Source organism: Candidatus Thermoplasmatota archaeon, assembly GCA_034660695.1.
GTDB lineage: Archaea > Thermoplasmatota > E2 > UBA202 > DSCA01 > JAYEJS01.
Window position 1 is genome coordinate 1 of record JAYEJS010000018.1, and the last position, 13984, is coordinate 13984.

13 protein-coding genes are annotated in these 13984 nt (G+C 39.2%); 9 read left to right on the forward strand and 4 right to left on the reverse strand.

Annotation, left to right across the window (positions count from 1 at the left end; translation table 11 throughout):
- Window positions 1-192: 192 nt before the first annotated feature.
- From U9O96_00875 to U9O96_00885, 3 genes are all read left to right on the forward strand, one after another.
- Window positions 193-807 (forward strand): hypothetical protein, encoded by a 615-nt coding sequence (locus U9O96_00875; protein ID MEA2053663.1) that lies wholly within the window; start codon window positions 193-195, stop codon window positions 805-807.
- 239 nt (window positions 808-1046) lie between these two features.
- Window positions 1047-1580 (forward strand): hypothetical protein, encoded by a 534-nt coding sequence (locus tag U9O96_00880; GenBank protein ID MEA2053664.1) that lies wholly within the window; start codon window positions 1047-1049, stop codon window positions 1578-1580.
- A gap of 64 nt (window positions 1581-1644) precedes the next feature.
- Window positions 1645-3414: a phosphoadenosine phosphosulfate reductase family protein gene (locus U9O96_00885; protein MEA2053665.1), complete on the forward strand. Its 1770-nt coding sequence runs from the start codon at window positions 1645-1647 to the stop codon at window positions 3412-3414.
- Between the two features lie 7 nt (window positions 3415-3421).
- Here U9O96_00885 and U9O96_00890 read toward each other — a convergent pair whose 3' ends face one another.
- On the reverse strand, window positions 3422-4822 hold the full coding sequence (locus U9O96_00890; GenBank protein ID MEA2053666.1) for a hypothetical protein: 1401 nt from the start codon (window positions 4820-4822) through the stop codon (window positions 3422-3424).
- 130 nt (window positions 4823-4952) lie between these two features.
- Between U9O96_00890 and U9O96_00895 the strand changes: the two genes are divergently transcribed.
- The 6 genes from U9O96_00895 to U9O96_00920 all read left to right on the forward strand — a co-directional run bounded on the left by U9O96_00895 (window position 4953) and on the right by U9O96_00920 (window position 12172).
- Window positions 4953-5957, forward strand: a complete 1005-nt coding sequence (locus tag U9O96_00895) for a DNA primase large subunit PriL (protein ID MEA2053667.1) — start codon at window positions 4953-4955, stop codon at window positions 5955-5957.
- Entirely contained in the window at window positions 5954-7114 is a 1161-nt protein-coding gene (gene priS / locus U9O96_00900) for a DNA primase catalytic subunit PriS (GenBank protein MEA2053668.1), read from the forward strand. Before U9O96_00895 ends, priS begins: the two co-directional genes overlap by 4 nt.
- Window positions 7115-7276: 162 nt before the next feature.
- Window positions 7277-8599, forward strand: coding sequence for a signal recognition particle protein Srp54 (locus tag U9O96_00905; GenBank protein MEA2053669.1), 1323 nt, complete (start codon window positions 7277-7279; stop codon window positions 8597-8599).
- Window positions 8600-8904: 305 nt separating this feature from the next.
- Window positions 8905-9315 carry a hypothetical protein gene (locus U9O96_00910; GenBank protein ID MEA2053670.1) on the forward strand — a complete coding sequence of 137 codons (411 nt, stop codon included), beginning with the start codon at window positions 8905-8907 and terminating at the stop codon, window positions 9313-9315.
- Window positions 9312-10184: a nucleotidyltransferase domain-containing protein gene (locus tag U9O96_00915; GenBank protein ID MEA2053671.1), complete on the forward strand. Its 873-nt coding sequence runs from the start codon at window positions 9312-9314 to the stop codon at window positions 10182-10184. The genes U9O96_00910 and U9O96_00915 overlap by 4 nt, the downstream gene beginning before the upstream one ends.
- 152 nt (window positions 10185-10336) lie before the next feature.
- Complete coding sequence (locus U9O96_00920; GenBank protein MEA2053672.1) at window positions 10337-12172, forward strand: NosD domain-containing protein; 1836 nt, start codon at window positions 10337-10339, stop codon at window positions 12170-12172.
- Between the two features lie 5 nt (window positions 12173-12177).
- Here U9O96_00920 and U9O96_00925 read toward each other — a convergent pair whose 3' ends face one another.
- From U9O96_00925 to eif1A, 3 genes are read right to left on the reverse strand one after another with little or no spacing between them, the layout of a single operon-like run.
- Window positions 12178-12708 (reverse strand): KH domain-containing protein, encoded by a 531-nt coding sequence (locus tag U9O96_00925; GenBank protein ID MEA2053673.1) that lies wholly within the window; start codon window positions 12706-12708, stop codon window positions 12178-12180.
- On the reverse strand, window positions 12705-13424 hold the full coding sequence (locus U9O96_00930) for a serine protein kinase RIO (protein ID MEA2053674.1): 720 nt from the start codon (window positions 13422-13424) through the stop codon (window positions 12705-12707). Before U9O96_00930 ends, U9O96_00925 begins: the two co-directional genes overlap by 4 nt.
- Before the next feature lies 1 nt (window position 13425).
- A complete protein-coding gene (gene eif1A, locus U9O96_00935; GenBank protein ID MEA2053675.1) occupies window positions 13426-13737 on the reverse strand; it encodes a translation initiation factor eIF-1A in 312 nt (103 codons plus the stop codon).
- Window positions 13738-13984: the final 247 nt, after the last annotated feature.

Genomic DNA, 13984 nt, shown 5'->3' on the forward strand with positions numbered 1-13984 from the left:
ACTAATTCATTCATTTTTTTCACCTCATATTTTTATACAGCCCAAGCTAATTACAACCATGTTCTGGTTGGGCTTGGGACTATGTATCCAACTGGAACGTAGTAAAAAGTATTGTGGAGTGATTCATTTCTGGGCTGAAGCCCAGAGGATTCTCACTCCATTTTGACTAAAATAATGTTTTGTTTTTATTACATGGGAAGATACAAATCTGGTTTTGAAGAACCGCCATGGGTTTACTCTCCCTCAGAAGTCATGAGGTGGATTAATGCCACATATCCTACCCACAAAGTCAAAAAATTTCATGCTGAAAGAGATAAAGAAAAGAAGTTCCTGAAAAACATCGAAATCTCCCTTGACCTTGATGTGGAGAAGAGAGAAATTGCTCCTTCAAATTTTTTTCTCAAGAAAATAGAAGAAATCACGGGTTATGCAAAGATAGAAGAACAATTCGAAATTGTTCCCACAGCCGAGTTAATAGCAAGGGGGCTTGCAAAGGCAAAATTTCACAATATGGTGAAAATAACGTTAGATGGAAAAGTGCTATATGAACATCCTGAAAAAAGGCATGACATTAGAAAGACCATTGAACTGCTGACGAGTATCGCCCATAAAACAAAAGAGGGAAAAGTTATCAGATTGAAGGCAATAGGAAACTGCAAAGAAAAATGCATTGCTTATGTAACTGTGGAAAGGATCCACCCGAGGAAAAAGCATGCCGTAGATATAAAACTGGACGGAAGAATAGAAGAAGGACTTTTTAACAGGTTTTTGAATTATGTGAAGGAGCATTTGGCAATTGAGGGGTGAAGAAATGAAAATCATCCCTACTCATGCAGTCTGTGAGGGACGGAATAATACTTTTTGATGGAAAGGCTGGGACACTGGCTCATCGGTTCAACAGACCAGTGATGCTTGGCTGATTAAGGTAAGAAAAGAAAAGGCAATGAAATTTTTTATAGTCTGTTTCTCCTAGTTTTAACCCTCAAAAAAAATTTTTGTTTTACCAGGAATCACAGGTTATAAATATCAAAGACCGATTTTTATATATGAAATATTCAAAAATGAAGCATACAAAAACAAAGAATTATTCAAAGTATGTTATCCCCCTTGTTGCCGTCGTAGCAGTGATTTTGATAATTCTGGCTTCATACGCCTGTTTTTTCAGAGGAGGAGAAAAAGAAAATAGGTTAAGCGTGGATGCGATGTATTTAATGAAAAGCGGGGAAGGAAATGAAAAAGTGAATGTTTCCGCAATAATTTATTTGACAAATGTTGATGCTGGCTCAGGCGATGTGAAAATCGTTACGTACCTTATGGAAAGATGGAAAGGCATAGCGACAGACAAAAAAGAAGTGGAAATCGGCAAACTTAAAAAAGATAAAACAACTGAAGTTGAAATTGGAATGCAAATGGGAAACACAAGCTATGATCTGGAAGTATTGATATTCGAAGATGATTTGCTTAAGATAAAGGGGCAAGGGGGAATCAAAGTGGATTTTCAAGTTTATGAGGATGGCATCTACCGCAAGGATGTTTCATGGATTTCCCTTCCAACCTTTCGCTATGTAAGTCATGAGTGAAAATTTTCGATCAGCAGAATCAGTGTCATGAACAAATCTTTAAATATACACTGTATGTGCATTTGTGATTTATCTTGGAAAGCTCGCACTTCACTGGTGCCATAAATGCAATTTGCCCGTCCTAGGAAAAGCATGCGGTATATGCGGCAACGAAACTTTTAAAGTAAGGCTCACACCCCCCGGAGATGTCAGACCTGCTTTTCCATTCGATCTTAAATTATGTCAAGATGTGATAAAAGGGCAATTTGGTGATGCCATCCTTCCGGAAATGACTTTGCTTAATGACGTGCCCTCTACAGACAAAATGGAGGAAGTCATTTTCAATGGTAAAGTTGCGGGGGCACTTCAGTATTCTGTGAAAGAGAAAAAATTCCATTTTCTTCCCAGGATATGGTTTGCTTCCCTTATAAGCCCAACAAAGGGATTTGTTATTGCTGATGATGGGGCGGTATCCCCAATATTGAACGGATCTAACCTCCTGGCTCCGGGCGTTGTGGAAGCGAGCAGGGAAATACGCACTGGCGATGAAGTTGTTATTTACTCTCCTGAAAAGGAATTAATAGCGGTCGGTAAGGCATGTATGGACAGTGAGGAAATGACTGCTAACGGGCATGGAATGGCCGTGAAGATAAGATGGAAAGGAACTGCAGATAAGGAAAAAATAAGAGACAGAACATGGGATGATGCATTAATGGCAAATAGTAAAGTAATCTCAAACAAAATAAACGAAGCAGTAAATTTTATTCATAAGGTTATTAAAGCAAATGAACTGCCGATAGCCGTTTCTTTCAGTGGGGGAAAGGACAGCCTTGCAACTTTATTTCTTCTCCTTGACGCCGGATATAACCCTCCAATATTCTTTATAAACACGGGGCTGGAATTTGAGGAGACAATCGAGCATGTCCACAGGGTAGCAAAGCAGCTAGATCTGGAACTGCTGGAGGAAAACGCAGGAGATATTTTCTGGAAGGCCATTGATTTTTTTGGGCCTTCTGCCAGGGATTTCAGGTGGTGCTGCAAGACGTGCAAACTGGGCCCAACGACAAGGCTGATAAAAAAAAATTTTCCTGATGGCGTGCTTTCATTCATAGGCCAGAGAAGATATGAATCTGAGCAGAGGTCAAAAAAAGGAAGCATGTGGAAAAATCCCTGGGTATCCGGACAGCTCGGTGCGTCCCCCATCCAGAACTGGACGGCCCTCCATGTATGGCTTTATCTTTTTGAGAAATACAAGGAGTACGGGATAAAATGGAATGTCCTGTATGAACAGGGTTTTTCCCGCATAGGGTGCTGGCTTTGCCCTGCAAGCGATATGGCTGAATTTGAATTTAAGCGGCATAAGGACTGGAACAAACTGATTGATAAACTTGAAAAATATGCCAGAGATCATGGGTTGAGTGAAGAATGGATAAAAAACGGTCTGTGGAGATGGCTCGTCCCACCCAAATGGGCCAATATTGAGGCTGAGAAAGAAGTGAAAAGAGATTTTTCTGGTGATATTGATAATGAAAGGGTAAAAAATTTTATGAATTGCATAGGAAAAGTAAAGGAAATTGATGGCGGCTATGTTGTCAATGATGTCGAGATTTTGCTTTCAGAAGACGACTTTAAGGTAAATGCCCCGACTCAAAAAAAGAAAAAAATTGTTGAAAGTGTCATTGACCGGGCACTGAATTGCACGGGATGCGGGGTTTGCACAGGGCAGTGCAGGCAAAATGCAATATCCATCAAAAACGGAAAAGCATGGATTGATGGAGAAAGATGCATTCACTGCGGCGAATGTGTCAATATATGCCCCATAGCAGTTTTTGGCAGAAGAGGCTTTGTTACCTGATGTAATCTTAAAGAATCGCCTCTTCAATCCTTTTTTTATCTAATTTAGAAATAATAAGCGGGGGATAAGTCGATCCTTCCATTCTTTCTACCTCCTTCACCTCTTTCACCTCCAGCCTGACCGCATCTCCGACAAGTTTCCGATAATTCTTATTAATTTCCTCCAGTAATTTATTTACGGTTACACCTTTGCCTCTATGCTTATCACCCACCTCTATCCTGATCTCTATGCTGTCAATCTGCTTTTGAACGAATTGAAAACGCTTTATTTGAAGCGTATCAAACTTGCCTGCAGCCTCGGCGAGCGGCACAGGAATGGTAGCTGGAGGAAATATTCTGCCATCAGGTAAAACAATGGCATCTTTTTTTCTTCCCTCCAGATTTTTTAGTAGGGGTGTATGCATGCCGCAATTGCAGTAGTGGTTTTCTAAAGATGCAATATCATTGAGCCCTGTATATCTTATTATCGGTGTCCCGCCCCGATATAGCCTGGTTACAACGACATTTCCAAACTCATTTCCAGATACAGATTCTCCATTTTTACCAAGAACCTCTACATGAACAAAATCGCTGTTGATATGAAAATTTCCGCTGAGACATTCAAAGGCTATAGACCCCCCTTCAGTTGTGGCATAAAGATTTAATACAGGAACCCCGAAAGCTTCCTGGATATATCTTCTCGAATAGCTGTCCAGAATATCTCCACTAGATATTATATACTCAGGATTGAGCTTTTTGCCCAGCCCATTCATTTTCAGCGAGGCGATGCCCGTTAAAACGCTCGTGTAGCCGATGATCAACTGTGGATCAAACTTGCTCATCCTTTCCAGCAGGGATCGAGCTTCTTCACCCGTATAGAGATTTTGGTAGTTGTTAAGCGAAAAGAAGGCAGAAAGATTTCCAAGAAGGCCCTTCTTGAGGCATTCTTCATCCGTAGTTGTAGGAATAGAAAAGTCGCCAATATTTGTTATCCTCGTCTTTCTCCAGTTCATGCCATAGGCTTTAAGTTGCCTTACGGCGGCAAGCGCCTCTGTCGTTATATATTCCATGTCCTTATACATAGACATAGGTCTTCCAGAAGAACCTGATGTCCCCACAAGGTATGCGTTGTTTTTGTTGTAACCCAGAGGGACTATCTGGTCAGGAAAACCCTGTATTAAATCCTCTTTTGTAATTAATGGCAACTTATGTAAATCTTCTATTCCGTGAATGTCATCCAGATGTATTCCTGCTTCCTGATATTTACGGCGATAGAGAGGAACGCGATATGCATATCTGAGCGTTCTTATTAAAACTTTATCTTGGTATCTTTTAATTTCATCGGGTTTCTTTTTCCATGCCCTGTCTATATCAGTAAGATATCGTTTTATAATTCTTACTGCAAACAGAGGATTCAGGAAAGGATTCATTTTCTCTCCTACAATGTCTCATAAATTTTATACTTTTCGTTTGGAATCTAAGAGATGCATTTCCTTTAACTATATACGTGGTATACTTGGGGGGGGGTAAAAAATTAAATAGGAATGCCGATGTTATCTCGTGAGTATTTACGTACTGGCAAAATACCCATTTCTGAAAGAAGCCAAGGAATTTGTTAAAAATGAAAAGGTGAGCGCCGAAGAGATACTCCACGACCCGCTCTATGAGAGAGCAAGGGCCATAGGCATCCAAAGAGTTGATGATGCCCTCGAAAAAGGAATAGTGAACGACTACCCACTACTGGGAGAGACAGATGCCCTAATAAATATTTTTTCCTATCCAATAGCCAGGATGATCGTGGCCAGCGTTGAAAGTGACTATTTGAGGAGCAGATATTCGCTGGCAGAAGCAAAGAGAGCATATCTGAATTTAAGAAAAGAGGAGGAAACTTTTGTTGTAAACATTGCAAAAGAATTCGGCATAACTATAACCGACGAACTAAAAATGTATTTCATCGATTATTTAAAAAATGCCCCGACCTGGAGCGATAAATGGAAACTTGTTAATATGCCCCTCCAAAAAGGATTGGTGGAGTTGAAGAAGGGGGAACTGGCAAGACTCCTGCAGGAAAATCTGCGGAATAAAATATACACCGAAGTTATACATCTTCGCCCCTCTCCAGAAGCGAAAAAAGTGTTCGGTGAGGAAGTTATGAAGATAAAAAATATATTGCAGAGAAAAGAAACGGAAGGGAAGGTTGACATAGGAAAAGCAAGCATTTCCAAATTTCCGCCCTGTATGAGGCAAATCCTTGCAGCCGCTCAATCCGGAATAAATGTTCCCCATGTCGGAAGATTTACCCTTGTTACGTTCCTTCATTCCGTAGGTATGGAAATGCATGAAATTCTTCAGATTTTCAGCAAATCCCCAGATTATAATGAAGAAAGAACCCGCTACCAGATTGAACATATAACTGGAAAAGTTTCCGGTACAGAGTATAATACCCCAAGCTGCTCCTCGATAAAGACATGGGGTCTCTGTCCGGTTGAAAAAATGGATGGCCTATGCAGGAGGATAAGCCATCCTCTTGCCTATTATAGAGATAAATGGAGGAAGAAAAAATGAATGATTTTTTGAAGAGAAAATTTCAATCATATTATACCAGCCCTCAAATATCATTCCCAAAAAGATTTTCACGCCGCGAATATGCATTTCTTTTTTTTGGTGGAAAGCAGATGATCAGACACCTATCATTTAAAACGAGAGACGAAATTTTAACTTTTTTGAGAAGAAGGGGGCCATCCCACGTATATTACTCATCAGCATATTACGAAAGGCCTGATGCACCGACCATGCGGGAGAAAGAATGGATGGGTGCAGATCTTATATTTGACTTGGATGCCGATCATCTGCCTGGAGCAGAGAGGATGAGATATGAGGAAATGCTAAGAGCCGTTAAAGATGAACTAAAAAAATTGCTTTCTTTTCTAGTGGATGATTTTGGTTTCGAGGAGGATAACCTTTCATTATACTTCAGCGGGGGAAGAGGCTATCATTGTCATGTGACACATCCGAAAGTTTTTCATCTCAGAAGCCAGGAAAGGCGAGAGATAGTTGACCATATAACGGGAAGAGGGCTGGATTCAAAAAGCATATTTAGAGAGAGGGTAGTGGAAACAAAAAAATATGGAGAAAAAGTAATACCGCTCACTCGCCTTGAAATGCCAAAGCCAGACGAGCCTGGATGGCGGGGAAGAATAAGCAGAACAATTATTGGTATAGTAAAAGAAATTCGAGAAGGAGAAAGAAAGGAAAGCATAGACAAATTGAAATCTTATGGTTTAAGTGCAAACAAAGCGGAACGAGTGATAGATAGTTTATCCGATGCCAGAATAAAAAGGATAGAAGAAGGTTTACTGGACCAGTCCTCGGAGATAAAAAAATTCTTCTTGAGAAGTGCCATAGAAAAATCTGCTGTCTCTCTTTCGACAGGCAGTCCAGACGAGCCTGTAACCGCGGATGTGAAAAGACTCATACGTCTTCCGGGCTCATTGCATGGAAAAACAGGGTTAAAAGTACAGGCAGTGAAAATGGATGAAATAGATGAATTCAATCCACTGAATGATGCTGTCGTGTTCGGGGAAGATTCGATTAAAATAGAAATCACAAAACCGGTAAATATAAAGATGAAGGGAGAAAATTTCAATTTGCCTATTGGAGAAGCGGAAGTTCCAGAATACCTAGCTGTTTTTTTAATCGGTAGAGGAATGGCTACTTTCTAGTACTTTATTCCGAAGTAGCTTCCTGCTGCCGCACATGGCTACAACAATGTATATCGAGTATTCTCCCTCTTTTGCTTCGTGAGGATATTCCGTTGCATCAAAGGGGGTATGTCCGTCTACCATTGCACAATCCTTATATAAGCACGTTTATTTTGAGGTTCAATGCTGGAAGGATTGGGAGATGCCCTGCGAGGCACGCTCAAGAAGATTGCAAACGCCCCTCACGTCGACGCTTCCCTGATTAAAGAAGTCACAAGGGACATTCAGCGTGCCCTCATTCAGGCAGACATGAACGTTGCCCTTGTACTAAAAATTTCTAAGAAAATTGAGAAAAGAGCCCTGGAAGAAAAGCCCCTGCCCGGGATGAGCAACCGCGAGCATGTGATCAGAATAGTTCACGATGAGCTTTCATCAGTGCTGGGAAAGGGAAGAGAACTGCCTCTGAAGAAACAGGTAATTATGATGGTTGGGCTCTACGGACAGGGAAAAACGACGACATGTGGAAAACTTGCAAAATATTTTCAGAAGAAAGGGTTGCGACCGGCGCTCATCGCCGGCGACGTGCACCGCCCTGCCGCATATGACCAGCTGAAACAGACAGCCGATAAAATAAATGTGCCTGTTCATGGTAATGGAAAAGATGCCGTCAAGGTTGTAAAAGAAGGGCTGGAGAAGCTGAAAAAATATGATGTTATCATTGTTGACACCTCGGGCAGACACAGCCTCGAAGACGATTTGATAAAGGAGATGAAAAAAATCTTTAAAGTCTCCAGGCCGGATGAAAAAATCCTGGTCATGGACGCCTCGACGGGGCAGCAGGCAGGTCCCCAGGCAAAAGCTTTCAACGATACCATCGGCATAACCGGCGTTATACTTACAAAAATGGACGGCACCGCCAAAGGAGGAGGAGCAATATCTGCCGTCGCAGAAACAGGGGCACCGATACTGTATGTTGGGGCAGGAGAGCATCTTGATGACCTGGAAAAATTTGATGCCACCCGTTTTCTATCCCGTTTGCTGGGGATGGGGGACATCCAGGGCTTGCTTGAAAAGGCGGAAGAGATTGCAAAACAGAAAGGGAAAGGCAGGTTCGAAAAAAGCGCCCGCCAGATAATGTCCGGCAGGTTTACACTGAAAGAGATGTACGAGCAGATGGAAATGGTGTCCGGCATGGGATCCCTCAGCAAAATAGCGGAGATGCTTCCTGGAGGGCTTGGGCAGAAAATGAAAGGGACAGATATGCACCAGACGCAGGAAAAACTGAAAAAATTCCATACACTCATGGATTCAATGACAGAAAAAGAGATGGAAGAGCCCCACCTCATAAAATCTTCCCGCATGAATAGAATAGCACGGGGGGCAGGACTGGAAGTAAAAGACGTGAAAGAATTACTGAAATATTACAATACGTCAAAGAAAATGATGAAGGGCCTGTCAAATAAAAAGATGCAGCGCCGTTTGATGCAACAGTTGAAGTTTAGTTAAAATGTCAACCGGGAAGGAAATAAGCATTGCAGGCGGTGAGGTAAAAAACATAGCAGTTTCATCTGGATGCACTTTTCCTTACGATTATCCTACCGAAACCAAATTTGGGTAAAGCCAAAATAAAGAAAAGATAAGCCACAATAAGTCCCGAATTTTGGATGACTATTGATACGTGAGCATCTTTTGAGCTTTGTTTTGGTTGTGTAATCCAATGATGGAAATTTTTCTGGACTGCACGCTGAGCGAAAGGTTTATAAAGTATAGTTAATATTATGTTAAGTAAAGTTAACAAAAAGTGAAGTAAAATGGTAAAAAAAGAAGAATTAAGGCAAAACTGGGAAAAGATTAACAGCCAATTGGAAGAGGCAGAAAGATTTTTGAAAGAGGGTAAATTAGATGAGGGTTTGTACTTCATATGGCTTGCAGCCGAGAATATTGTAAATAATCTAAAAGTTGCAATAAATGGCTTCTATTTGAAAGACCATAAAGCTAAAACAGACATACTAAAAGATTATTTTGCTACAGGCGCGCTAAAAAAAGATTATTCTAAAACGTTTGAAAAACTTTCTAAATACAGGATTGTAGCAGAATTTCACCCATATACTTCAATTCCCAAGGATTATATGGAGAAAGATGTATTAAATTTTTTGAGAGAGATTCAAGAACTAAGGAGAGAGGTTGAAAAATTTTTGATTGAAAAGGGCATATTAAAATGATAATAGAAAGAGAATCTGAAATAAAAGTATTGAGAAATTTTTATAATAACCCATTTGACTACTTTTCAATAGCGGAAATAAGTGAAAAAACAAGACTTTCAAGAAACTGGGTTTATAAAATAATAGATAAATTTGAAAGATTCAATATTTTGGACAAATTTGGGAAGAAATATAAACTTGATTTTACTAATTTATTCTGCAAAAGATTAAAGCTTCTGTTTGACTCTGAATATCTATGTTCTTTAAATCAAGAAACAAGAAGGAAAATATTTGACATAACTAATAGAATAATTTTTGAAATACAGCCGATAAGTATTGTGCTCGTTGGCTCGGTCGCCTTAAACAAGCAAAAAAAGGAAAGCGATGTTGATTTTTTTGTAATTAGTAATAAAAAGAGAGAGATCCCTTATTTTGAAAATTGTAATGTAATCTTGCTTAATGAAAGAGAATTTAAAGAAAAATATCTAAAAGGGGATGATTTTGTAATTTCAGCTTTATTATTCGGAAAGATAATTTATGATGAAAATATATTTATAAAATTCTTTGAAAGTCCTCCTCCAATTTTCTCTCAGGAAATTATTCAGGAAAAAATAAAGTATTGTGAAAAATTAGAAGAAAGGGTTTATACTTTATTAAGAATTGATAAAAAAAAGGCAAAAGAAGAATTGCTTTATCTTGCTCTACAGACTGCGAGAATAATTTTGCTTAAAAATAAAATTGCTCCAAAGACAAAATATGATATTGCAGAGCAAGTCAATCAATTTGATAAAAATTTGGCTAAAATAATCAGAGAATTAATCAAAAAGAAAAAATTGAGTAAAGAGGAAATGATAGATCATATCAAAACATGTATGGAAATAGTAAGATAGTATTTGTGCTAAATGAGAGAGAAAACAATAAAATCCTCGAATTTTGGACGACTGTTGATACGTAAGCGTTCTTTAGGTTTTGTTTCGATGGATAAAAAGTCACACATCGAAAATTTTAAAATAAAAATTGCATTATAATTTTGAGATAAAACATGCGAGCAAAAAAATTAGCCATGCTTTTTTTATTGGCTGTTAGTTTGGTAACGGCGTCTATTCTCATTACTGGAATGAAGGAGTTGGAAATAATGGAAGCAAAAGCATCGCCAGATGGAGGAAATACCTTTTATGTTGGTGGCTCTGGACCAAATAATTACAGCAAAATTCAGGATGCAATAGATAATGCACAAGATGGAGATACAATTTTTGTCTACAGTGGAACGTATTATGAAAATGTAGTTGTTGACAAAAGAATAAATCTAATGGGGGAAGATAGAGATACAACAATCATTGATGGTGATTATAATGATAATTGCATTTTTATATCCGCTAACAATGTTTGTATCAACAGATTTATGATACGAAACAGTACCAATGGCATATATGCAAAGTCATCATCCAATATAATCATTAGTGCCAATATTATTGAAAATTGTTTCCAAACCCGGCGTTCTGGCATTAGGATAGTATCCAGTAGTGCGGCAATATATAACAACATAATAAGAAATAATTATAGAGGCATATTTATCCAGTCTAACTCTAATGCTACATGCTATAATAATACTGTAGTATACAATAGAGGTGATTGGCCTGGTGATACGGAAACAGGTAATGGTATCTATGTCGAAAATTCAGTGGCGAAAATATACGATAATAACATATCCTACAATAGGCCTCATGCTACCCTAATAAAATATAAATCACCTGTTGAAATCTATAATAACATAATGGATAGCAATTATGAGGATGCAGTTGATTACGAACACTGTACAAATGGTGGCGTTGTGCACAATAATACTATAACTAATAGTCCTGCTACGGGAATATTGGTAGAGTATGATTCGTGGAATTCTTATATTACACTGAGAGATAACTTCATCTCCAATTGCGGTACTGACAGTGGTTGGGGGAGTGGTATCGCATTGCAGGATTGCACTGAGGTATTCGTCATAAACAACACCGTGACAAACTGTAGAGAAGCAGGTGTTGATCTGTGGAGAGTCTTCGATATAGCGGTTACCAATAACGAATTGACCAATAACGCCCAAGGAATTTATTTAAGGAACTCAAACAATAGCACGGTAACTGGAAACATTGCCTACTCAAATGATATATATGGTATTCAGATAGATGTTTCAAACAACAATATTTTAATAAACAACAGAGTAGCTTCGAATAACCATGGGATACATATCACAGAGTCTTCAAAGTACAACCAGGTTATAAATTGTACAGTTTACAACAATTCTGGGAATGGCATCCGTATTAGGGCTGGATCTGATAACAATATCATCTATCGCAACGACTTTGTAGATAATACTCAAAATGCCTATGATGAATGTAATAACACTTGGGACAATGGTTATCCATCTGGCGGAAACTATTGGTCAGATTTTGATGAACCAAATGAGGGTGCATATGACAACGATATTGACGGAATAGTAGATGTTCCTTACAACATTCCTGGTGGAAACAATCGGGATAGATACCCCCTGATGAATCCTCTTACATTTGATAATACTCCCCCTAGTGTAGAAATTCTTTGCCCTCAAAATTATCTCTATATCTTTGATAGAAAAATAATACCAATTAGAAATACAATAATTGTTTGCAAAATAACTATTGTAGTAGATGCTAGTGATGAAACATCTGGAATGACAAGGGTTGAGTTCTATGTTGACGATGAATTGGAAGAGACAATAGTAGAAGAGCCTTATCAATGGCTTTGGGATGAAGTAATATTTGGGAGGCATACGATAAAAATCATTGCTTATGACAAAGCAGGTAATGAAGCGACAGACGAGCAAGAAATCTGGATTTTTAACATCTAAGCTTGTTACTTCAATCCGAACTCTTCCAGTTTCATTCTCTTCTTTTCTCTGTCAAGGAAGTGATATACCGTCGAGTGGTTGGAACCGTTTAAGAGCATCTCAACGGCCCTGCTGGCAACATCCATGCCTTCTATTTTGCCTATTATGCCAATGGTTGTTCCGTAAACCGAAAGCTTTACCCCGGTTGCGTTCTCTATTGCCGCCCTTGTTTTTCCCTCTTTTCCTATTATACGTCCCGCAATGCGGTGCACGTTTTTGACTTTTTTTCCAACAAAATTCCTCATGTCCAGCAGCTCAAAGTAATAATTTTCATCGAAAAGCAGCATGGCACGATTGGGGGAAAAACCACGGCCTATGGCCTTTACGACATTCTGTGAATCGAGTTCCACAACGGCATTCTCACCTGTTATACTAACATCACCACTTTTCGAATCTATATCCAATTTCACGCCATGTCCTTCAATCTTCTTTTTCACTTCCCCATTTTTTCCTACGAGTACTGCCACCCTTTCAACAGGTACCTTCACAAATCTCATGTTTTCTCCCCCAAAATTTGTTTGAGTATATTGTTCTTATCAATATCAAAAAATTTTCTGAAAAATTTCACAATATTGGTTACGTCCCTCTCAAGAAATAGCCCCGCCATCGGATTTTTGGTCGTTACTGCCTGCCCAACGTCTATAATAACCGGCTCTTTATGGAATAGGATATTATATTCCGAAAGGTCAGCATGAACAAGATGGGCTTTTTTGTACATCAAAGAAATGTTTTTTATCACATCATTGAAAACTTCCTCCGGCTTTTCTATTTTCGCATTCTTGAGCAACGGTGCAGGCGTCTCCTCGGTTCCAATATATTCCATAACGATGACATTGCCCTCATTTACAATAGGCTCGGGCACCCGTACGCCTGCCTGGCTGAGGCGTGAGAGATTGGTAAATTCTTTTTGAGACCACGCATAAATTATGCTCCTCCTGTTTTTCTTCATGTTCGAAAGCCTGCCGTACTGGAGATATTTTGATATGTTTCTGAAGGTTGCAGTATTTATGCGGTAAATTTTCACGGCAATTAGCCCCTTTTTGCTTTTCCCCCTGAAAACGTTTCCCTCCTTGCCGGTAGATATTGGGAAATCTATTAACTCTATTTCGCCCCTTGACATCAACTTCCATAATGATTCGAGCGCTGACTTATCAAAAACCTCTCCTTCTGTCCTGCCCGACAAAAAATCCTCAAAATCAGCTTTCCATTTCATCTTAGAATATGTTTATACTGTCAGGTATCTTATGCCTTCTTGCTAGGTTAGCTGCCTGGGTTGGAGTATAACGGTAAAGAATGTCGGCCTTATCCTCCTGGAAGTCCCACGGCCTGACGATAAGCAAATTCCCGTTTCTTATCCATTTTCTTTTTTTTATGCGGCCACGTATGCGCCCCATTCTGGATTTGCCATCCTCGCATATGACCTTTACCCTGCTGCCGCCCATCAACTGGTCTGCAACTGCGAACATCTCGCCATTACTCTGCCTCGGAAGTCTTATCCTGACGTACTCGTTTTCATCATCTTCCAAATTATCAATGCTTAAAAGAAGGTTTCATATATGTAATTATCGGAATGTTACAGATTTACTGATTTTTCATCTGTATAAATCATATTTCTGAAATAAAGTGCATCCAATATTTTGCACATGTCAAGTTAACTACTCCGGGCTGAAGCCCGAAGCGTATCACATGGGACTGGCAAAATCAATGAGTGTCATTTGACTTTCTGTTCTGATGCTCTGATAATAATCATAATCAACATTCGTCCAATGCTTT